14 protein-coding genes are annotated in these 21,710 nt (G+C 66.7%); 7 read left to right on the forward strand and 7 right to left on the reverse strand.

Translation table 11 applies throughout. From position 1 onward, the window contains the following. The first annotated feature begins 176 nt into the window (after nucleotides 1–176). On the forward strand, nucleotides 177–1,529 hold the full coding sequence (locus tag Ssi02_RS09520) for an FAD-binding oxidoreductase (RefSeq protein ID WP_204023884.1): 1,353 nt from the start codon (nucleotides 177–179) through the stop codon (nucleotides 1,527–1,529). A gap of 12 nt (nucleotides 1,530–1,541) precedes the next feature. Beyond that, nucleotides 1,542–2,801, forward strand: a complete 1,260-nt coding sequence (locus Ssi02_RS09525; RefSeq protein ID WP_204023740.1) for an SAM-dependent methyltransferase — start codon at nucleotides 1,542–1,544, stop codon at nucleotides 2,799–2,801. 65 nt (nucleotides 2,802–2,866) lie between these two features. Here Ssi02_RS09525 and Ssi02_RS09530 read toward each other — a convergent pair whose 3' ends face one another. Continuing rightward, nucleotides 2,867–4,405, reverse strand: a complete 1,539-nt coding sequence (locus Ssi02_RS09530) for a long-chain-fatty-acid--CoA ligase (RefSeq protein ID WP_204023741.1) — start codon at nucleotides 4,403–4,405, stop codon at nucleotides 2,867–2,869. Nucleotides 4,406–4,559: 154 nt separating this feature from the next. Here Ssi02_RS09530 and Ssi02_RS09535 point away from each other — a divergent pair, with 154 nt between their 5' ends. Both Ssi02_RS09535 and Ssi02_RS09540 read left to right on the forward strand, forming a co-directional pair. Further along, a complete protein-coding gene (locus Ssi02_RS09535; RefSeq protein WP_239128749.1) occupies nucleotides 4,560–6,140 on the forward strand; it encodes a GMC family oxidoreductase in 1,581 nt (526 codons plus the stop codon). A 105-nt stretch (nucleotides 6,141–6,245) separates the two neighbouring features. Beyond that, a complete protein-coding gene (locus tag Ssi02_RS09540; protein WP_204023745.1) occupies nucleotides 6,246–7,517 on the forward strand; it encodes a cytochrome P450 in 1,272 nt (423 codons plus the stop codon). Nucleotides 7,518–7,810: 293 nt separating this feature from the next. Here Ssi02_RS09540 and Ssi02_RS09545 read toward each other — a convergent pair whose 3' ends face one another. Next, nucleotides 7,811–9,118 carry a hypothetical protein gene (locus tag Ssi02_RS09545; protein WP_204023747.1) on the reverse strand — a complete coding sequence of 436 codons (1,308 nt, stop codon included), beginning with the start codon at nucleotides 9,116–9,118 and terminating at the stop codon, nucleotides 7,811–7,813. Nucleotides 9,119–9,778: 660 nt separating this feature from the next. Here Ssi02_RS09545 and leuS point away from each other — a divergent pair. Next, entirely contained in the window at nucleotides 9,779–12,238 is a 2,460-nt protein-coding gene (gene leuS, locus Ssi02_RS09550) for a leucine--tRNA ligase (protein WP_204023750.1), read from the forward strand. A 77-nt stretch (nucleotides 12,239–12,315) separates the two neighbouring features. On the opposite strand, the gene Ssi02_RS09555 is transcribed toward leuS, so the two are convergent. Further along, complete coding sequence (locus Ssi02_RS09555) at nucleotides 12,316–13,488, reverse strand: MalY/PatB family protein (protein WP_239128750.1); 1,173 nt, start codon at nucleotides 13,486–13,488, stop codon at nucleotides 12,316–12,318. Nucleotides 13,489–13,939: 451 nt separating this feature from the next. Next, nucleotides 13,940–14,653 (reverse strand): transcriptional repressor LexA, encoded by a 714-nt coding sequence (gene lexA, locus Ssi02_RS09560; RefSeq protein WP_204023752.1) that lies wholly within the window; start codon nucleotides 14,651–14,653, stop codon nucleotides 13,940–13,942. 917 nt (nucleotides 14,654–15,570) lie between these two features. Here lexA and nrdR point away from each other — a divergent pair. Beyond that, nucleotides 15,571–16,032 carry a transcriptional regulator NrdR gene (gene nrdR, locus Ssi02_RS09565; RefSeq protein WP_204023755.1) on the forward strand — a complete coding sequence of 154 codons (462 nt, stop codon included), beginning with the start codon at nucleotides 15,571–15,573 and terminating at the stop codon, nucleotides 16,030–16,032. Between the two features lie 86 nt (nucleotides 16,033–16,118). Then, a complete protein-coding gene (locus tag Ssi02_RS09570) occupies nucleotides 16,119–18,920 on the forward strand; it encodes a vitamin B12-dependent ribonucleotide reductase (protein ID WP_204023758.1) in 2,802 nt (933 codons plus the stop codon). Between the two features lie 62 nt (nucleotides 18,921–18,982). On the opposite strand, the gene Ssi02_RS09575 is transcribed toward Ssi02_RS09570, so the two are convergent. The 3 genes from Ssi02_RS09575 to Ssi02_RS09585 form a co-directional block, all read right to left on the reverse strand. Next, complete coding sequence (locus tag Ssi02_RS09575) at nucleotides 18,983–19,576, reverse strand: HD domain-containing protein (RefSeq protein ID WP_204023761.1); 594 nt, start codon at nucleotides 19,574–19,576, stop codon at nucleotides 18,983–18,985. A gap of 61 nt (nucleotides 19,577–19,637) precedes the next feature. Continuing rightward, complete coding sequence (locus tag Ssi02_RS09580; RefSeq protein ID WP_239128751.1) at nucleotides 19,638–21,107, reverse strand: AAA family ATPase; 1,470 nt, start codon at nucleotides 21,105–21,107, stop codon at nucleotides 19,638–19,640. A 38-nt stretch (nucleotides 21,108–21,145) separates the two neighbouring features. Then, entirely contained in the window at nucleotides 21,146–21,691 is a 546-nt protein-coding gene (locus Ssi02_RS09585; RefSeq protein ID WP_275410642.1) for a TetR/AcrR family transcriptional regulator, read from the reverse strand. Nucleotides 21,692–21,710 lie beyond the last annotated feature (19 nt).

The following is a 21,710-nucleotide window of genomic DNA, read 5'->3' on the forward strand; positions in this document are numbered from 1 at the left end:
GCATGCGGGGACTCCGCAGATCCGGGCGATCGTGGGTGTTCTGCGTTCACGGGGTCTCGCGCGGTAAACCCGTTGCTCTCCTGGTCTGCTCTGACTTAGGGATATAACGTGCTAATCGACGATCTCCTGCACAACAATCTCCCACACTGCCCGGGGGGTGCCGCCCGGTGACGCGCATGTCGGCACACCGGCGAGCCGTAGAACAGATCCGGGAGTCCTACGCTTCGATTCCCGGCGACGCGGCGCCGCGCCTGGCCAAAGCCACGACCAACCTCTTCAGGTTCAGAGACGACCGGCGGGCCGCCGCCCGCCTCTCGGCGCGCCACCTCGACCAGGTGATCGAAGTCGACCCCGGCTCCATGACCGCCGAGGTCCAGGGAATGACGACCTACGAGCGGCTGGTCGACGCGACGCTGCCGCACGGGCTCATGCCATATGTCGTGCCGCAGCTCAAGACCATCACGCTCGGGGGAGCGGTCACAGGGCTCGGCATCGAGTCGACGAGTTTCCGCGACGGGTTGCCCCACGAGTCTGTCGAGGAGATGGAGATCCTCACCGGCGACGGCCGCATCGTGGTGGCCGACGACACCGGTGAGCATCGCGACCTGTTCAGGGCTTTCCCCAACTCTTACGGCACGCTTGGATATGCGCTCCGACTGCGCATCAAACTCAAGCGGGTCAAACCTTTTGTCCGGTTGACGCATCTGCCCTTCGGCGACGCCGACAAGTGCATGCTCGCCATGCAGGAGATCTGCGAGCGCGGGGAGCACGACGGCGAGCCGGTCGACTTCGTCGACGGGGTGTTCTTCGGGCCCGGTGAGCTTTTCATCACGCTCGGGCGCTTCGCCGACCATGCCCCCTATGTCTCTGACTACACGGGCATGCGCATCTACTACCAGTCCATTCGCAACCGCACGCGCGACTGGCTGACCGTTCGCGACTACCTCTGGCGGTGGGACACCGACTGGTTCTGGTGCTCACGGGCGTTCGGCGTGCAAAAGCCGCTGGTGCGCTCCCTCATGCCGCGCCGCTGGATGCGTTCGGATGTCTACCGGCGCTTCGTCGGCCTTGACCGCAAATATGGAGTGACGGCGCGCATCGACCGGTGGCGCAACAACCCGGTGCACGAGTCGGTCATCCAGGACGTCGAGGTGCCTATCGGGCGGGGCGCCGAGTTCCTGCGCTTCTTCCACGAGAAGGTCGGCATGACGCCGGTCTGGATGTGCCCGCTGAAGTCCAACGGCGAGTGGCCGCTCTATCCGCTCGACCAGGGCAAGCTCTATCTCAACTTCGGCTTCTGGGGCACCGTGCCGCTGCCGAGGGGGCAGTTCGACGGTTACTACAACCGTCTGATCGAGCGTGCCGTGCACGATCTCGACGGTCACAAGTCTCTCTACTCGACGTCGTTCTATCCCCGTGAGGAGTTCTGGGGGCTCTACAACGGGGACGCCTACTGGCCGGTGAAGCGGGCATACGATCCGGGTGGCCGATTGCTCGACCTCTATGAGAAGTGTGTGCGGGGGCGTTAGGAGGTTGATCCTGTGAGTTTGGCGCAGATCTTTGAGAAGGTTGTCGGCGGCACGGCGGATATCGAGTTCGTCGCCTACGACGGAAGCAAGGCGGGGCGCGGCGGCGCCGATGTGCGGATCGAGGTGAAGTCACCGGTCGCGGTGGCCTACCTCGCGCAGGCACCCGGCGAGCTCGGGCTGGCCCGCGCCTACATATCCGGCCATCTCGACGTGCAGGGCGACATGTATACCCTGCTCGACCGCATGTGGGCGCTGACCTTGGAGGACCTGTCGCTCGGCGAGAAGCTCGCCGCGGTCCGGTCACTCGGCGTCAAACCCCTGCTGATGCGGGTGAACCCGCCTCCGCAAGAGGTCCGGCGCAGCACGATGGCCAAGCTGGGCAGCCGTCACGCCAAACAGCGTGACGCCGAGGCCATCCACCACCACTACGACGTGTCCAACAGGTTCTACGAGTGGGTGCTCGGCCCGTCTATGGCCTACACCTGCGCGGTCTTCCCTTCGCACGACTCCACGTTGGAGGAGGCGCAGTTCGCCAAGTTCGACCTGGTCGCGAAGAAGCTCGCGCTGAAGCCCGGCATGCGGCTGCTCGACGTCGGCTGCGGCTGGGGCGGCATGGTGATGCACGCCGCCCGCGAATACGGGGTGAAGGCCCTCGGTGTCACACTGTCCCGGCAGCAGGCCGAGTGGGCGCAGAAGGCGATCGCCGATGCGGGGCTCAGTGACCTGGCCGAAGTGCGCTTCATGGACTATCGCGACGTGGCCGAGACCGATTTCGACGCGGTCAGCTCCATCGGCCTCACCGAGCACATCGGCAAGGACCAACTGCCGGGTTACTTCTCGTTCCTCTACGGCAAGCTCCGGCCGGGCGGCCGCCTGCTCAACCACTGCATCACCCGGCCGACCGGCACGGAGCGCACCATCAACAAGGGCGGCTTCATCAACCGCTACGTCTTCCCCGACGGGGAGCTTGAGTCGGTCGGCTATCTGATCCGTCAGATGGAGGACCTCGGCTTCGAGGTGCGCCACGAGGAGAACCTCCGCGAGCACTACGCCAAGACCCTCGAAAAGTGGTGCGCCAACCTTGACGCCCACTGGGACGAGGCTGTCGCGGAGGTCGGCCAGGGCACTGCCAGGGTGTGGCGGCTCTACATGGCCGGCTGCATCGTCGGCTTCGAGCGCAACAAGGTGCAGCTCCACCAGGTGCTCGGGGTCAAACTGGGTGAAGGCGGCGAGGCCGACGTGCCGTTGCGCCCGTCGCTCGACTGGCCCTGATCCGGCTCACGCCGTACTCCGCGGGCGACCCCCGGCCCAGCGCCGGGCCGGGGGCGCCGCGGGCGTCAGCGCAACTCGCGCTTGAGGATCTTGCCGGTCGCGGTCATCGGGAGGGTCTCCCTGAACTCGACCTCGCGCGGATATTTGTAGGCGGCCATGTTGTCCTTGGCCCAGGCGATCAGCTCGTCCGCGCCGACGGTGGTGCCGGGTGCCGGGATCACATACGCCTTGATCTCCTCGCCGTGGCGCTCGTGCGGCACGCCCACCACGGCCACGAGCGACACCGACGGGTGGGTGAGCAGCACCTCCTCGACCTCGCGCGGATAGACGTTGAAACCACCCCTGATGATCATGTCCTTGGCGCGGTCGACGATGTAGTAGTAGCCGTCCTCGTCGCGCTGGGCGATGTCACCGGTGCGGAACCACCCGTCCCGCAGCACCTCCGCGCTCTCCTCGGGCCGGTTGTAGTAGCCCTTCATGATGTTGTGTCCCCGGATGGCGATCTCGCCGGGACCGGTGCCTTCGAGCGTGTTCCATTCGGCGTCGATCAGCTTCATCTCCACGCCCCACACCGGCGTGCCGATGGAGCCCGGCTTGTTGGGTCTGCCGAGCTGGTTGAAGCTCGCCACGGGCGAGGTCTCCGACAGGCCGTAGCCCTCCAGCACGCCGAAGCCGAAGGTCGTGTGGAAGTCCTTCAGCACCTCGACGGGCAGTGCCGCGCCGCCGGAGACCGCCACCTTCAGCGACATCGGCACCTCCTCCCCGTCGGCGTGGATCTTCGACAGCAACGCCCAATACATCGTGGGCACGCCGGCGAACTTCGTCACCTGCTCGCGGCGCATCAGCTCCAGGGCCTCGCCGGGCTCGAAGCGCGGCATGAGGACCAAGGTGGCGCGGCGCCGGAATCCCATGTTCATGAGCACGGTCTGCCCGAAGGAGTGGAAAAGCGGCAGCGCGGTGAGGAAGACGTTCCGCTCCTGCCGCAGGAACATCTCATCGGAGACGATCGCGTTCATGAGCATGTTCTGGTGGCTCAGCTCGGCGCCCTTGGGGCGGCCGGTGGTGCCACTCGTGTAGAGGATGACCGCCGTGTCGTCGGGCGCGGTCCCCGCCGTCTCGTACACCGGGGACATGCCGTCCAAGGCCGACCAGATCGTCTCCGCCCCCTCCACCGACGACGTGGTGGCGAACGCGGCGGCGGGCAGGATGAAGAAGTGCTCGGCGCCCGGCGTTTCGGCGAAGCCCTCATATGCGCGCTGCCCCATCGGGAGCTCGGGGGTGCCCTCGAAGCTGAAGAACGCCTTGGCCTCGCAGTCGGCGAGGTGGTAGGCCACCTCGCGCGGCGTGAGCAGGACATTGAGCGGGACAACGGTCGCGCCGGTCTTCAGGATGCCGTAGTAGACAAAGGGGAAATAGGGGAGGTTCGGGCAAGTCAGCGCAACTTTGTCCCCCTTGCCGATCCCTCGGGAGGTCAGCAGGTTGGCGACCTGGTTCGCGACGGTGTTCACCATCGAGTACGGCAGGCGCAGATCTCCGAAGACCATGGCAATGTCGTCGGGCGCCTCGCGCGCACTGTCCTCCAAGACGATCGACAGATTGAGCATGGAGCTTCCTCTCAGGTTGTGCCTGGTGACATCCTTGCAGTGGGTTACTACTGATTGGTAGGTCGTGATAGCCAAATCATGTGCGACTCCCGTTGTATGGATCTATGTGCGGCTATGTCGGTAGACGGCGCATATCTGGGCAAAGGGGATGTGGGTGGCCACGGAATACGACTACGTGATCGTCGGTGCCGGTGCGGCTGGATGTGTGCTCGCCGGACGGCTCTCCGAGGACCCCGGCACACGTGTCGCCCTCATCGAGGCCGGCGGGCGCGACGACCGGCTGGAGATCAGGATCCCGGCCGCCTTCGGCAAGCTCTTCAAGACCGCCTACGACTGGAACTACACCACCGCACCCCAGCCCGGTCTCGCCGGCCGCTCGCTCTACTGGCCGCGCGGACGCACGCTCGGAGGTTCCTCCTCCATCAACGCGCAGATGTGGGTGCGGGGCCACCCCCGTGACTATGACCAATGGGACATCCCCGGCTGGTCATATGAGGATGTCCTCCCCTACTTCCAGCGCGCCGAGCACCGCGTGGGCACGAACCGGGGCGAGGTGTACGGCACAGCCGGACCCTTGCACATCTCCGAACTTCGCAGCCCCAACGAGACCACCCGCGCCTTCCTCGCCGCCTGTGCGGAACTCGGTCTGGCCCGGCTCCCCGAACTCAACGGCGCCGAGGTCAACGGCGCCGCAGACCGTTTCGGTGAAGGGTGTGCCCCGACACCGGTGACACAGCGGCGCGGACGCCGGTGGAGCCCGGCCGACGCCTACCTGCGCCCCGCGCTCAAGCGGCCCAACCTGACGCTGATCCACGATTCTCCGGCCGACCGTGTGCTGTTCTCCGGCAAACGGGCCGTCGGAGTACGGCTGGCGCACGGAGCCGAGGTCCGGGCGGCCAAGGAGGTGCTGCTCGCCGGCGGCGCGATCGGCTCGCCCCACCTGCTCATGCTCTCCGGCGTCGGCGACCCCGACGTGCTGCGCGTCGGCGGCGTCGACGTGCACCACGATCTGCCCGGAGTCGGGCGCGGGCTTGTCGACCACCTTGTCACCGCCGTGTATATGCACTGCCCGAGACCCGTGACGCTGGCCACGGCTCCCCGGTTGCCCAACCTCGTGAGATTCCTCTTCCACAGGTCGGGGCCGCTCACCTCCAATGTGGGGGAGGCCGTCGCCTTTATCCGGACATCTCCGGAGGAGCCAGCGCCCGACATCGAACTCATCTTCGCCCCCGTGCCTTTCATCGATCACGGGTTGACGCCGCCCCCCGGCCACGGCATCACCATCGGCGCGATGCTGCTGCAACCGGAGAGTCAGGGCCGAATCACCCTCGACGAGGACAGAGATGTCGTCATCGACCCGGCTTACTTCTCGGCGGAGGCGGACATTCGGCGGCTCGCCCTCGGGTTGCGCATGGCGCAGCGCCTGGCCGCGACCGAGGCATTGCGGGATTACGTCGACGGGCCCATGGTCCCTTATACGGCTCCTGTCACCGACGAGGAAGTCATCGCATTTTTGCGTGAGCGTTCGGAAACGCTTTATCACCCCGCAGGTACGTGTCGAATGGGACTTTCCGGGGACGCGGTCGTCGACGCGGAGTTGCGTGTGCACGGTCTTGAGGGATTGCGGGTTGTCGACGCGTCGGTCATGCCGACCCTCAACCGGGGCCACACTCTCGCGCCTGTCGTGATGATCGCGGAGAGGGCGGCGGACCTCATTCTGCGAGAAGACTTCTAGTTTTCGGGCATAAGTCAATTTCGGTCGCATTTCTCTGAGAGTCTTTTGCTGAGCTCTCGTAGGCGTACGCTGTACGTACGGACCGTCGTGATGAGGATGTGGCGCATGAGCGTGATTCCGCAACACCATCGGCAAATCACCTCGATCAGCGATTTCGACCTATCGGACTATGAGTTCTGGGCGCGACCCATGGCCGACAGAGAGCGGGCGTTCGCCCTGCTCCGGGCGAAAGAGCAGCCCGTGTTCTACGCGGAGCCCCCGGTGTCCTACGCCGCCCCCGGGCCGGGCTACCACGCGATCGTCAAGCACCTCGACCTGCTGGAGATCAGCAGGAACCCCGAGATCTTCAGCTCGGGGGGCGGGTCCACCAACATCGAGGACATGCCCGACGACCTCGCCGAATACTTCGGCTCCATGATCAACATGGATGACCCGCGTCACGCCCGCCTCCGCCGGATCGTCTCCCGCGCCTTCACGCCGAAGATGATCAAGCAGTTCGAGGCGTCCGTCGAGGCCACCGCGGTCCAGATCGTCGACGATCTCCTGGCGGCCGGACCGGGCGGCGACTTCGTCCCGCAGGTCGCGGCCCGGTTACCGCTTAAGATCATCTGCGACATGATGGGCATCCCCGCCTCCGACTACAACTACGTCTACGACAGGTCCAACATCGTGCTCGGCGGCCTCGACCCCGAATACGGAGACACCGACGAGCAGGCCATGCTCGAAAGACTGCTCATGGCCGGTCACGAGCTCCAGCAGCTCGTGCAGGAGCTCGCCGCCCATCGCGTCGAGCGCCCCACAGACGACCTCATCTCCGCCCTGGTCAGCGCCAACTTCGACGGTGAGCGGCTCACCCTCCAGGAGCTCGGGTCCTTCTTCATCCTGCTCGTCGTCGCCGGCAACGAGACCACGCGCAACGCGATTTCGTATGGCTTGCGCATGCTCACCCTCAACCCCGACCAGCGTGCCCTGTGGCTGAAGGACATCCCCGGCCGCACCGCGGGCGCGGTCGAGGAGATCGTGCGCCTGGCCTCACCCGTCAACTACATGCGGCGCAAGGTCACCCGCGACCACTTGTTGAACGGCACGACATACCGCGCGGGGGAGAAGGTTTTGCTCTTCTACTGGTCGGCCAATCGCGACGAATCCGTCTTCGACGCTCCGCAGCGTTTCGACATCACCCGGCGCCCCAACCCCCACGTCGGATTCGGGGGGCCCGGCCCCCATTTCTGTCTCGGCGCGCATCTGGCGCGCCGGGAGATCAGCGCCATGTTCGGCGAGCTGCTCAGGCGGGTGCCGCACATCGAGGGCGGAGAGCCGGAGAATCTGCTTTCCAACTTCGTCAACGGCATCAAGCACATGGACTGCACGTTCTGAGTGCCCCAGTTAAGGACGGCGGATGCCCGGCCGGTGGGAGACGCATGGTCGGGCGGCGGCGTGCGATAGGTGCCGCCGCCGGGCACCCCACGCCAACCTGACGGCTCTGCCGTACCGGGCGCCTCGTGGCGCCCTCCGCCGTGCACCTCGCGCGGGGCATCGTCTGCCTGACGGCTCTGCCGTACGTCTCGTGCGGGCACATCTACTTGGCGGCTCTGCCGTACCGGGCGCCTTGTGGCATCGGGCGTGGCGTCGGCCGCCGCGGGCTGTGTGGCCTCGTGAACCGTGTGGCGTTATGAACCGGTCAGACGGATCCGCTGAAAGACAGTGTTGATGTCGGGCAACAGCTGTTTCTTGTTGTCCGGCACGGACATGTAGACGATCGCCGGCAGATCATCCCCGGTGCTGATCGCGGCCACCACCATGGTCGTCGTGCTCTGTCCCGTGGTGACCTGCCACGCGGCTAGTTGTCCTGGCATGCCCTGGATGCTGAGCGACTGCTGGGACGTCTTGCGCACCGCGTTGCCGGACGGGAAGAGCTTCTGCCGCGCCTGGACCGCGACGGCGTTGACCACCGGCAGGAGGTTCTCCGGCGAGCTGTACTTCGACTTGAGCCGAGCCTGCAGCGGTCCCGTCATCACCTGGGCGAACTGCGGCTTCCCTACCGTGTCCTGGCCTGCGGCGACATATTGGCGCGTGGCGTAGCCGTACGTCTTCATGACCGAGGGACGCGTGTCGAGCCGCCACACACCGCCGAGGCGGGGGACCGTGATGGCGACCCGGCTGTCGGTGAGCGTTCCCGACACCGCGGAGGCGCGGCCGGGAAAACGCGGCAGCTTGGTGATCGACTGCGACCGGGTCGTCCCCTGCGGCGAGGTGGTGGGGGCGGCCTTGCCGGACACGCCGTCGCTCGGCTCCTCATCCGATCCGGCGAGCGGACCGGCGAGGAACGCCCAGAGCAGCACGGCGAGCAGCGCCACTACGACGGATCCGATCAGCGCGAAGATCCAGAAGGGCCTGCGCTCCTCGGGTTCGTCGTCGTCGCTGAAGACGGTGTCCCAGATCTCCTGCTGCCGGGCGGGCGGCGGAGTCTTGGGGCCGCTGATCTGACCCGCGGTGACGAACGGCTTGTACGGATCAGCCGGGTCTCGGCCGAGAGCGGCTCCCGGCGTCTCACCCCGTGGCCCGGAACCGTGTGCCGCCGGGTGGGACTGACCGGGGCCGGCGCCTTGCCGGCCAGGAGGGCCTTGGGGCTGGTCGAACGACGGACCCTGTGCCTGCCGGGGGCGGGGACCCTCGGCGGGGGAGCCGGGGCCCGGCCCTCCTGAGGCGCCGGTGGGACCGGGGGGCTGGAGGCGCGGGTCGGTGCCGCGTCCCGGTCGGCCGGAAGTGGCGGGGCCGGGCGACTGGAGACGGGGGTCGGTGCCCTGGCCGGGCCGGTCCGGCGGCTGGAGGCGCGGGTCGGTGCCCTGCCCCTGCTCGCCGCCGCGGCGGAACGACTGGGCGGGCGGCTGCTCGCCCGGCCAGGAAGCCCCGCCGGCCTGGGAGCCGCGCGGCTGCGACTCAGGTCCCGGAGCGCCGGGACGAGAAGGGGAGGTCATCGACGGGTGCGGCCCCGTGCCGGGGCCTGGCCGTTGTGGGGAGGCGCGGCGAGACTCGTTACCGGGCATCTCTGGCCAAGCCGGAGGAGGGTGCGCTGGAGTCGGATGCTCCGGGGCCATTTCTGCCGTACCTCCCGCTGTCGTGCCCGGTTTATGGGTGGTCGGCATGATCTCATGTGACACGGGGGGGTCCGCAGGGAAACCAGAGAAGCCCCCGCGGAACTGCAGGCCGGTGGGGTCTGTGGGGGGATCTTGCATCGGAAGCCCCTGCTCCGATGGATCGGGCCCCTGACCCGGTTTTGCTGAGTTCGCCACGGCGCAAAGATTAGACTGAAGGGACAACAGAGGTCACAACGGATGTATCACCATCAGATCTCACCCACCATGGAGAAAGCCGGGCGGTGGCCGGGCTAATGCATGGCTTCGCCGTACGAAACCGGCTGTTTACCCTCTGTGAGGACATTCCTGTTAGAGATGGCAGGTTTGGCGACCGTCACCCTAGCGGGTTGCGACCTGCGCTAGTCTTGACGTATGCGTTCCGCGACTCTGCTTAGCGGGCCGCGTCGGCAGGGCTGAGTTCCGCCCATCGACGCGGCGACCCCTCGTTTGTGCAAGCGGGGGGTTTTCTTATGGGCGACGACCAACCGAGAGAAGTCACCAGTGAGCGAGCATTACGACCCCCAGACCCTGCAGGCCAAGTGGCAGCAGCGGTGGGAGGAGCTTGACCCCTTCCGGGCCGGTGAGGGGGCAACCGACGACCGTCCGTATAAATACATGCTCGACATGTTCCCCTACCCCTCGGGTGACCTCCACATGGGCCACGGCGAGGTTTTCGCCATCGGGGATGTCATCGCGCGATACTGGTTCCAGCGCGGCTACAACGTGCTGCATCCCATCGGATGGGACTCTTTCGGCCTGCCCGCCGAGAACGCCGCGATCAAGCGCAACGCTCACCCCGCCGAGTGGACCTACGCCAACATCGAGACGCAGGCCACGTCCTTCCGGCGTTACGGCATTTCCTTTGATTGGTCGCGCCGGCTGCACACCAGCGACCCCGACTACTACAAGTGGAACCAGTGGCTGTTCAACCGGTTCTTTGAGCGCGGTCTGGCCTACCGCAAGGGCGGCCTGGTCAACTGGTGTCCCAGCGACCAGACGGTGCTCGCCAACGAGCAGGTCGTCGCCGGCCGGTGCGAGCGCTGCGGCGCCGAGGTGGTCCGCCGCGAGCTGACGCAGTGGTATTTCAAGATCACTGACTACGCCGACCGGCTGCTGGACGACATGGCGCAGGTCGAGGCCGGCTGGCCCGACCGTGTGCTCGCCATGCAGCGCAACTGGATCGGCCGCTCCACGGGCGCCGACGTGGCCTTCGCGATCGAGGGCCGCGACGAGCCCGTCACCGTCTACACGACCAGGCCCGACACGCTTTACGGCGCCACCTTCTTCGTGGTCGCCCCCGACGCGGCCCTGGCTAGCGAGATCTGCACCCCCGACCGGCGTGAGGCGTTCGACGCTTATCGCGCCGAGGTCGCCAAGCTGTCCGACATCGAGCGCATGTCCACCGAGAAGGAGAAGACCGGCGTCTTCCTTGGTGTTCACGCGATCAATCCGGTCAACGGCGAGCGCATCCCTGTGTGGGCGGCCGACTACGTCCTGTCCGACTACGGCCATGGCGCGATCATGGCGGTGCCCGCCCACGACCAGCGCGACCTCGACTTCGCGCGGAAGTTCGGGTTGCCGGTGCGCGTCGTCGTGCACACCGGCCTGGCCGACCCGGGCGAGACCGGCGAGGCGACTCCCGGCGAGGGCACCCTGGTCAACTCCGGCCCGCTCGACGGCCTGAGCAAGGTCGACGCCATCGCCAAGATCATCGAGATGCTGGCCGCCGAGGGCAACGGCAAGGCCGCCGTCAACTACCGCCTGCGCGACTGGCTGCTGTCCCGGCAGCGCTTCTGGGGCACGCCGATCCCGATTATTCACTGCCCCGACTGCGGCGAGGTGCCCGTCCCCGACGAGCAACTCCCCGTCACGCTGCCCGACCTGCGCGGCGAGGCCCTGGCGCCCAAGGGTGTGTCCCCCCTGGCCGCCGCGACCGACTGGGTCAACGTCTCCTGCCCCAAGTGCGACGGCCCGGCCAAGCGCGACACCGACACCATGGACACGTTCGTCGACTCCTCGTGGTATTTCCTGCGTTACTGCTCGCCGGGCTACGAGGGCGGGCCGTTCGACGTCGAGCAGGTGCGCAAGTGGGGGCCGGTCGACCAATACGTCGGCGGCATCGAGCACGCCGTGCTGCACCTGCTCTACTCCCGGTTCTTCACCAAGGTGCTCTACGACATGGGCATGGTCGACTTCACCGAGCCCTTCTTGCGCCTGCTCAACCAGGGGCAGGTCATCAACATGGGCAAGGCCATGTCCAAGTCCCTGGGCAACGGCGTGGACCTGGGCGAGCAGATCGACACCTACGGTGTCGACGCCGTCCGGCTGACCATGATCTTCGCCGGTCCGCCCGAGGACGACATGGACTGGGCCGACCTGTCTCCCGGCGCGTCGCTGAAGTTCCTGGGCCGCGCTCTCCGCGTCATGACCGAGGCCGGCGCCGGCACCACCTCCGGCGTCCCCGTCGAGAGCGGTGACCTCGCCCTGCGCAAGGTCACCCACCACACCATCGACGAGGTCACCAAACTGGTCGAGTCCCAGCGCTTCAACGTCGCGGTCGCCCGCATGATGGAGTTGACCTCGGCCGCGAGGAAGACCATCGACAGCGGCCCCGGAGCCGGCGACCCCGCCGTGCGCGAAGCCGCCGAGGCCCTGGCCGTCATGCTGTCACTCGTCACGCCCTACACCGCCGAGGAGGGCTGGCACCGCCTCGGCCACCCCGCCCCCGTCGCCCTCGCCGGCTGGCCCACCGCCGACCCGGCTCTCCTGGTGCAGGAGTCGGTCACGTGCGTGGTCCAAGTGGCGGGCAAGGTCCGCGACCGCTTGGAGGTGGCCCCGGACATCTCCGAGTCCGACCTCCAGGCCCTCGCCCTGGCCTCGGACAAGGTCAAGGGCCACCTGGACGGTCCCCCGCGCAAGGTGATCGTCCGAGCGCCCAAACTGGTCAACATCGTCCCCTAACCCCACCTACGACACCACGGCACGGCCGGCGTACGGCACGTGCCGTGGTGTCGTTGTCTTTGCGGGGAGGCCCGGCCTCAGACCTGCTTCACCCTGTTGGTGATCGCGTTGGCGAGCCGGTTGAGCATCTGTTCGAGGATGGGGCCGGAGGTGGCGAAGTTGAGCCGGGCGAAGCCGTCGCCGCCCGGGCCGAACGCAGGGCCGGGGCTCAGGCGGACCTGGGCGTCGCGGAGGAGGAAGTCTGCGGGCTCCTCGCCGAGGTTGAGGGCGGAGAAGTCAAGCCACGCTAGATATGTCGCCTCAGGCACTCGGTAGCCGACTCCTTCGGGGAGGAGTTTGGCGACCAGGTGGCGGTTTCGGTCAAGCACCGTGCGGACCGCCTGCAACCATTCGCCGCCGTGGCGCCACGCCGCGACACTGGCCTCCACGCCGAGCAGGTTCGCCGCGCCGTAGATGTGGGTGGGCTGCCTGTCCAAGGCGTCGCGTACGGCGGGCACGCCCACGTGGATGGCCGAGCATCGGATGCCGCCCAGGTTGAACGCCTTGGTGGCCGACGTGAGGGTCACCGTACGCTCGGGGAGGATCGTGGCGAACGGGATGTGCTCGGCGGAGCCGTGGATGAGGTCGGCGTGGATCTCGTCGGCCAGCACGAGGAGATCGTGGCGTTCGGCCAGCTCGGCGAGGCCGGTCAGTTCCGCTCGGGTCATGACGCGGCCCGTGGGGTTGTGCGGGTTCACGAGCAGTAGCACCCGGCATCGCCCGTCGGCCAGGTCAGCGGCCAGGCGGTCGAGGTCGAACCGCCACGAGTCGCCCTCGGGGATCATGGGGATCGGCAAGAGCGGCCGGTCCATCTCGGCGCACGTCTCGAAGAACGGGTAGTAGCCGGGGGTGTGGAAAGCGACCCGGTCACCCGGAGAAGTCATGACATGGAGAAGGATCTGGAGAGCCTGGTTGATGTCCGTGTAGGAGCGGACGTGACCGGGGTCGGGGCGCCAGCCATGCTTGAGCTCCATGTACTCGGCGAACGCCTCGGACAGGGGGCCGGCCGGGGGTTGGTCGATCCATGTGGGGTAGCCGAGGTCGTTGGCGGCGCGGCTTGTCAGCGCGCTCTGGATCTCGGGGGCTATGGGGAAGTCCATGTCGGCGATCCAGGCGGGGATGATGCCTTGCGGGGTGGTCCCCCACTTCATACCAGCTCGCGGGCCGATGGAGTCTAGGGTGATCTTGTCCAGGTCTGGTGCATCGGTCACGGTATAACCCTACGTGGGAGGTTTGCGGGCTCTTCCATGTCCGGTAGTGCAGTGCTTCCGGGGATTTGTTGGTCGATTGTGGGGTTCATCGGTGAAGCCGACCCCGAACGAGGGTGCCGGCCTCCGAGGCGTCAGCGGTTTCGTCCGTGAAGGTCACGTCAGCTTCGCGGGGTGGCCATGGCACATATGCCGAGGCCTACGGCGCCGTCGTGCCCTCCCTGCGAGAGGCCGTGGAGGTCGTGGCATATGGAGCGATGCCCCGCGGGCTGGGGCCATGCGGCGTGGCGTGTCGTGAGCCTCGTCCGGGAGGTGGGCCTGGCCCGTCGCGAGGGGCGTGGCGAGGCGTCAGGGCCGCTAGGCGGCCGCAACCGGTCACGAGGCCCTTGTGGCACGCCCCAAGCCCTGCCGTGCCGGCTGTGCCGTGCGGCAGGGCTTGGGGATGCGGGAGGGGCTAGAGGCGGCGCAGCACCGCCACGACCTTGCCCAGGACGGAGGCGTCGTCGCCGGGGATCGGGTCGTAGGCCGGGTTGTGGGGGACCAGCCACACGTGGCCGTCTTTGCGTTTGAAGGTCTTGACCGTGGCCTCGCCTTCGATCATCGCGGCGACGATGTCGCCGCTCTCGGCGACGGGTTGCTGGCGGACGACCACCCAGTCGCCGTCGGCGATGGCGGCGTCGATCATCGAGTCGCCGGTGACCTGGAGCAGGAACAGGGTGCCCTCGCCGACGAGTTGCTTGGGCAGGGCGAAGACGTCTTCCACGCTTTCCTCGGCGAGGATCGGGCCGCCGGCCGCGATGCGGCCGACCAGGGGCACATAGGCGGCGGTGGGGCGGCTCACGGGGGGTTGGGGGGAGTCGAGGTCGCTCGTGCCGGGGTCGACCCAAAGGGCGGGCTCGCCGGGCAGGCGGACCTCAAGGGCGCGCGGGCGGTGGGGATCACGGCGCAGGTAGCCCTTGCGCTGCAAAGCCGTCAACTGGTGGGACACGCTGGAGGTGCTGGTGAGCTGCACGGCCTCGCCGATCTCACGCATGGAGGGCGGATAGCCGCGCTGCTGCACCGAGTCACGGATCACTTCCAGGATCTTGCGCTGCCTCGGTGTCAGGCCGAGGGAGTCACGCCTGCGCACCGCCAGGTCGCTGACGCCTTCGCCATTGCGCTCGCTCATGCTCTCCTCCTCGCCCGGGGCCGGCCACCGCTGATCGCCCGGTGTGTGAAATTCACGCCGCACCTAGTGCGACCGTATCGCCGACAAAGATCGACTTCAAACACGTGTTCGAGTGGTTCTCGAAATCGGTCACATCCTGGTGTAGAACATCGTACGGGAGTTCGATCGATACCGTGTTCGATTCGCTGATCTTTATTCCGTGATTTTGATAAGCGCTTGTCAGTGATCTGCATGCGCAGCGGACGGATCGGATGTATCGGGCGGGGAGACATCCGGGAGGTCACATGCCGACGACCGTGCCGATCAACGCCGCGCCATCGCGGCGCAGCCGCACCGCTCAGGTTCCGGGAAGATCGCAGGAGAGGCGTTCGACATCTGGGACGCGTTCGAATCGTCCCCGGCTCGAAGTGGTCCCGGCGCCAAGAGTGCCGGGAAGGGGGAAATCGCCGGCGTCCGCCGTACGTTCGAAAGAAGTAGGACGTAGTTCGAAAGAAGGGGGGCGTTCGGCGGGTGGAAGACGTCCGAGGCTGGAGAGGCGGCCGGTACGGCTGACGCCTCGCGGGAGAGCTGTGGTGTTTGTGCTGCTTGTGGCGGCTACCGTCGGGCTCATCTGGCTTGGGGGGCAGGTGTCCGGCGGGGATGCTGGGGCGGAGGAGGCGACACGCCCGGCGACCGCTCTGAGCAGCGACTTCCCCGGCGGGGGCGCCGTCAACTTGCGTTCATGGTCCGGCACTTCTACGGTTGGACCACAACATCTAGTAGTCATGCCGACGTAGCTCACCATAAATTGTGTTTCCGTGACCACACAGTCTCTTCTGTGGGGTGTGCGGGAGCGTCTCTTGCGCATTGCATTACCCGCACAAGAGGCCACTCGGTGGCTGTGGTGGGTTTAGGCGCGCACAAGGAGGGCGACAAGCGTGCATTGTCCGTTCTGTCGTCACCCGGATACGCGCGTCATCGACAGTCGCTCGACTGAAGACGGAGCGGCGATTCGCCGCCGTCGCACCTGTTCCGAGTGCGGACGAAGGTTCACCACTCAGGAGACGGTGTTGCTGATGGTGAGCAAACGCAGCGGCGTGACCGAGCCGTTTTCCCGCGACAAGGTAATAGCGGGCGTGCGGCGGGCATGTCAGGGTCGCCCGGTGGGTGAGGATCCGCTGGCGCAACTCGGTCAGCGCGTCGAGGAGAGCATCAGGGCGACCGGAGCCGCTGAAATCCCCTCCAATGAGGTGGGGCTGGCGATTCTCGGTCCGCTCCGCGAACTCGACGAGGTGGCTTATCTCCGCTTCGCGTCGGTTTATCGGGGATTTGAGAGCCTCGACGACTTCGAAGCCGAGATCAAGCAACTGAAGAGCGACAAAGGCGAAAGCCACCCCTAAATGGGGTTTCCCCGGCGCCGGGGGTCTTGCGGCGCGATGAAAGCGGTCCGACGGTGGGCTCCAGCGAGCCCCGGGAGGGGGAAGTCATGACGGAGACGGTCGGTGGCGTGGTGGCCCGTGGGGGCAGGCGGCCGCGCAAGGGGTTGAAGATGAAGCGCGTCTTCACCACGCCCGGCACGCATCCTTACGACGAGGTGCGCTGGGAGCGCCGCGACGTCGTCATGACCAACTGGCGCGACGGCAGCGTCAACTTCGAGCAGCACGGTGTGGAGTTCCCCGACTTCTGGTCGGTCAACGCCGCCAACATCGTGACGACGAAATACTTCCGCGGCGCCGTGGGCACGCCGCAGCGGGAGTGGAGCCTGAAGCAGCTCGTCGACCGGGTCGTCGGCGTCTATACGAGAACCGGCGTGGAGAACGGCTACTTCGCCTCCGACGAGGACGCCGAGATCTTCGACCACGAGCTCAAGCACGCGCTCGTGCACCAGATGTTCGCGTTCAACTCACCGGTGTGGTTCAACGTCGGCACCGCCTCGCCGCAGCAGGTCTCCGCCTGCTTCATCCTCGCCGTCGACGACACGATGGAGTCCATCCTCGACTGGTATAAGGAGGAGGGCGTCATCTTCAAGGGGGGCTCCGGCTCCGGCGTCAACCTCTCGCGCATCCGCTCCAGCAAGGAGCTGCTCTCCAGCGGCGGCACCGCCAGCGGCCCTGTCTCCTTCATGCGCGGCGCCGACGCCTCCGCGGGCACCATCAAGTCGGGCGGCGCCACCCGCCGCGCGGCCAAGATGGTCGTGCTCGACGTCGACCACCCCGACATCGAGGAGTTCATCGAGACCAAGGCGCGCGAGGAGGACAAGATCCGCGCGCTCCGCGACGCCGGGTTCGACATGGACCTCGGCGGCAAGGACATCGTCTCGGTGCAATATCAGAACGCCAACAACTCCGTCCGCGTCTCCGACGACTTCATGCGCGCCGTCGAGAGCGGCTCGAAGTTCGGGCTGCGGGCCCGCCAGACCGGCGAGGTCATCGACGAGGTCGACGCGCGTGAGCTCTTCCGCAAGATGGCCAAGGCCGCCTGGGAGTGCGCCGACCCCGGGGTGCAATACGACGACACCATCAACGACTGGCACACCTGCCCGGAGACCGGCCGCATCACAGCTTCCAACCCCTGCTCGGAATACGTCCACCTGGACAACTCGTCCTGCAACCTGGCGAGCATCAACCTGCTCAAGTTCCTGAAGGACGACGACCAGTTCGACATCGCGTCGTTCGTCAAGATGACCGAGCTGATCATCACGGCGATGGACATCTCGATCACCTTCGCCGACTTCCCCACCGAGAAGATCGGTGAGACGACGCGGGCCTACCGCCAGCTCGGCATCGGTTACGCCAACCTCGGCGCCCTGCTCATGGCCACCGGCCACGCCTACGACTCCGACGGCGGCCGCTCCATCGCCGGCGCGATCACCAGCCTCATGACCGGCGTGTCCTACCGCCGCAGCGCCGAGATCGCCGGCATCGTCGGCCCCTACGACGGCTACGCCCGCAACGAGAGCGCGCACAAGCGCGTCATGCGCAAGCACGCCGCCGCCAACGACGACCTGCAGACCATCGGCGGCATGGACACCGACATCCACGCCGAGGCGTCCCGTCAGTGGACCGAGTGCCTCAAGCTGGGTGACAAGCATGGCTACCGCAACGCCCAGGCGTCGCTCCTCGCCCCCACCGGCACCATCGGCCTGATGATGGACTGCGACACCACGGGCATCGAGCCCGACCTCGCCCTCGTCAAGTTCAAGAAGCTCGTCGGCGGCGGCTCCATGCAGATCGTCAACCAGACGATCCCGCGTGCCCTCAACCAGCTCGGCTACCTGCAGGAGCAGGTCGAGGCCATCGTCGAATACATCGCAGAAAACGGCCACGTCGTCGACGCCCCCAGCCTCAAGCCCGAGCACTACGAGGTGTTCGACTGCGCCATGGGAGCGCGGGCCATCGCCCCCATGGGCCACGTCCGCATGATGGCCGCCACCCAGCCGTTCCTGTCCGGGGCCATCTCCAAGACGGTCAACCTGCCCGAGGCGGCGACCGTCGACGACATCGAGCAGGTCTATCTCGAAGGCTGGAGGCTCGGCCTCAAGGCCCTCGCCGTCTACCGCGACAACTGCAAGGTCGGCCAGCCGCTCTCCATCGCCAAGAAGGACGAGGAGGACAAGACCCAGGCCGAGCCGGCTCCCGCCGTACAGGTCATCGAGGTCGCCCGTCCCACGCGGCGCCGCATGCCCAACTCCCGGCCCAGCATGACCACCCGCTTCACCGTCGGCGGGGCCAAGGGCTACATGACCGCGTCGTCCTACCCGGACGACGGCCTCGGCGAGGTCTTCCTCAAGATGTCCAAGCAGGGGTCCACCCTCGCGGGGGTCATGGACGCCTTCTCGGTGGCGATCTCCATCGGCTTGCAATACGGCGTGCCGCTGGAGACCTATGTGCAAAAGTTCGTCAACATGCGCTTCGAGCCCGCCGGCATGACCGACGACCCCGACGTGCGCATGGCCAACTCGGTGATGGACTACATTTTCCGGCGCCTCGCCCTCGACCACCTGAGCTACGACGAGCGTGCCGCCCTCGGCATCTTCTCCGCCTCTGAGCGCATCGCCCAGCAGCGCGGCGAGCTCCAGGAGTCGATCGACCGCGAGGCCCTGGCTCAGTCGGCCCCGATTGAGTCCAAGCCCGCCACTCCCGAGATCCCGGCTCCTCACACGGCGCTGGAAAGCCACCAGGGCCGCACCGCGGACGCCCCGCTGTGCATGACCTGCGGCACCAAGATGCGTCCGGCCGGCAGTTGCTACGTCTGCGAGGGCTGCGGCTCCACCAGCGGGTGCAGCTGACCGCACTGGGTAGACCATAGCGGCGAGCGCCTGGTTCCACGAGAACCAGGCGCTCGCCGCTTTTAGATCACGGTGCAACCATATTTTGTGATAAAGGGCTCTAAATCGGGCAGGCCGAACCTCTCGATCATGCTGAGAAAGGCCCGTGCTTTATCCTCGCCAAAACGCCGGATCTGTGTCGTGTAGGTGGCGGCGGAGACGAATACCGGCGGGTCGGTCTTGCTGTGAAATTTATCGGCATACATCACCAGCGCCTCCTCGGCCGACACCGCGACATAGTCGTCAACCGGCAACGGGAGCCCCTGCGTGAGCACGTCCTCCCTGCTTATGCCCACCCCGGTGTGACATGAGCAAAAACGGCAGAGCACCTCAGGCAGCCGCTCCCCGGCAAGGAGTTCATAGCCTAGGATCCCATGACGAATGTAACGCGCGTGATCCAGCTCGCCATCCACATAAAGCCCATAAACCCCGATATCATGAAGAAGACCCCCCGCCCGAACCAGCTCCGCGTCGACCGCACCGTCGATGCGCTCAAGCAGTTGCCCGGCGATCCCCGCCACGATCTCACAGTGCGTATAAACCAGCTCGAACGCCTCCGCGCTGGGCGCATATTTCGCATGGAGTGCACGAATCGCACTGTCGCCGGGAATGCGCATTAACTGCCTCCGTGAGTAGCACAACCCCTCGGAAGGGTGGCCCCCGAAATTTCAAGGATGCCTACGACCCCTCGTAGAGACGCGCGAGATCGATGAGTTCGAGATCCGTCCGCTCACGGGCTCTCTCCAGCAGATGAGGGGTGAACCCGGCGGCGCTGAAGAGAAGGATTCGTGTCGCCGGGGAGGCACGCTCGTCGCGGGAGATGAGCAGTTCCCTGAGTCGTTCCAGACGTTCGAGGTGTGCACGGCCGATCACATCGCCGTACTTCACCTCCCCGATGGCCAGAATGGTCTCGTGGTCGTCGGCGCTCCGTCCGAAGACGACAACGTCGAGTTCGTGACTTGTCTTGTTCGCCGGGTCGGGCAATGTCCCCGATGCGACGCGACTGCGTAGCCCGCCGAGTGTTTCGGGTGCCGCATGCCAGCGGACCCAGAGCCGGGCCAGGTGTTCGTAGTGCGGTCCGAGGACCTTGCTGAGGAAGGCTCTCTGAGACCTGTTCCAGACCTGTTCCGCGAGACCGGGGCGCTCCAGGTCGCTCCATTCCGGGCGCATGATCGCGTGATAGAAGGTGAGGATCGGCTCGGCGATGCGATAGGCCGACCGTTTGCCGTGGAACGCGTCGGCGTCACGCGTGATCATCCCCACGTCTTCCAGGACGGTCAACGGGTGGCCTAGGTCGGTGGATTTCTTGCCGAGATATCCGGCGATGCCGCCCCTAGAGTGATTGCCCTCCGCGATCGCCGATAGAACTCCGTGGTAGAGGGCCGTGTCACGCAGGTCCGGCTCCTCGGCGAGCAGGAACCGGGCTTCGCGGAACAACGGCCTGCTGGGGTTGAGAACGTTGCGGATGACCCAGGGGCCGAAGTCGGCCATGTCGGCAGGTGCGTCACCCAGGGTGAACTCCCGCCGGTAAGCGGGTGTGCCACCCACTACGGCGTGGACCCGCAGGGCCAGCGCCGGATCTCCGAGCTCCCAGAAGTCGCGGGCGAGCCGGTAATCGAGCGTCGGAACGACCAGCTCCAGGCTGGCCCGCCCGCGGAGCGGCGCGGTGCCCGTGAGCAACGAACCCATAAACGACAGCGCCGACCCGCACAAAAGCAGCCGTACGGCACTGCCACGCCGTTGGGCCTGCGGGCCGAGCGCACGCTGAATGAGGGAGGGAAGCTGAGGCGATGCCTTGACGAGGTACGGAAACTCATCGAGGACCACGGGAACCGGCGTCGGCCCTCCGAGGGACATGACGACGTCGATGGCCTCGTCCCAGTCGGCGAATCTGCGTGGTGCCGGATCGCCGAGGTGATGGGCGAGTGCCGTGCCGAACTGGTGAAGGGATTCGGCCTCGGTCGATTGGGTCGCCGCGAAGTAGAACCCGCCCGTCGCGCGGCACACCGCGTCGAGAAGGAAGGTCTTCCCCTGGCGCCGGCGACCGGAGACCACGCCGAGTGTCGCACCGGGGCCTCGATAGTCGATGAACCTGGTCAGCTCTTCCCACTCGTAGTGCCGGTCGAAGATCTCTACTGGCTTGTCCACGAGAGCAATGATAAGTGAACTTATAATAAGTGCACTTATTATTGCCCCCCGAGCAAGGCCGCTACCCCGGGGATGACCGCTGTGCGGAAGGCGGTGTCCAGGTCGGTGGGGGTTGCGGTGAAGTCGCCGTCGACCCATTGGCGGAGGAGGGCCATGAAGGCGCCGGCGACGCAGATCACCACCAGGTCCAGGGAGGGGGAGGCGGGCGCGCCCCGGGTCGTAAGCTCGTCGCGGATCATGGTGGCCAGCATCTGTTCGCCGCGGGCGACGAGCACGCCTCCGCCGCGGCGGCCGAGGAGGGCTTTGACGAGGCGTTGCTGTTCGGCGGCGTGTTCGAGCATCGGCAGGCTGAAGGCGAAGAGTTCGCCGCTGGTGCTGGGGGGCCGGTGGAGGAAGTCGATTTCGGCGATGTTGCTCAGCAGCACGTCCTGCTTGTCGGTGAAGTGGGCGTAGAAGGTGGACCGCCCCACGTCGGCCCGGTTGATGAGGTCGGTGACGGTGACCGCCTCGTAGCCCTTCTCCAAGGTCAGGTCGACCAGAGCACGCTGGACGGCCTGCCGGGTGCGCCGCACGCGGCGGTCCATGGTCACCGCACACTTCTCC

Origin of the sequence: Sinosporangium siamense (genome assembly GCF_016863435.1) — a bacterium.
GTDB classification, from domain to species: domain Bacteria; phylum Actinomycetota; class Actinomycetes; order Streptosporangiales; family Streptosporangiaceae; genus Sinosporangium; species Sinosporangium siamense.

Excerpts from the sequence above, each read along its gene's own strand:
- Ssi02_RS09520 (WP_204023884.1), top strand. The coding sequence starts at position 177 with ATGTCGGCACACCGGCGAGCCGTAGAACAGATCCGGGAGTCCTACGCT.
- Ssi02_RS09530 (WP_204023741.1), bottom strand. The coding sequence starts at position 4,405 with ATGCTCAATCTGTCGATCGTCTTGGAGGACAGTGCGCGCGAGGCGCCC.
- Ssi02_RS09540 (WP_204023745.1), top strand. The coding sequence starts at position 6,246 with ATGAGCGTGATTCCGCAACACCATCGGCAAATCACCTCGATCAGCGAT.
- Ssi02_RS09545 (WP_204023747.1), bottom strand. The coding sequence starts at position 9,118 with ATGACCTCCCCTTCTCGTCCCGGCGCTCCGGGACCTGAGTCGCAGCCG.
- lexA (WP_204023752.1), bottom strand. The coding sequence starts at position 14,653 with ATGAGCGAGCGCAATGGCGAAGGCGTCAGCGACCTGGCGGTGCGCAGG.
- Ssi02_RS09570 (WP_204023758.1), top strand. The coding sequence starts at position 16,119 with ATGACGGAGACGGTCGGTGGCGTGGTGGCCCGTGGGGGCAGGCGGCCG.
- Ssi02_RS09575 (WP_204023761.1), bottom strand. The coding sequence starts at position 19,576 with ATGCGCATTCCCGGCGACAGTGCGATTCGTGCACTCCATGCGAAATAT.
- Ssi02_RS09585 (WP_275410642.1), bottom strand. The coding sequence starts at position 21,691 with ATGGACCGCCGCGTGCGGCGCACCCGGCAGGCCGTCCAGCGTGCTCTG.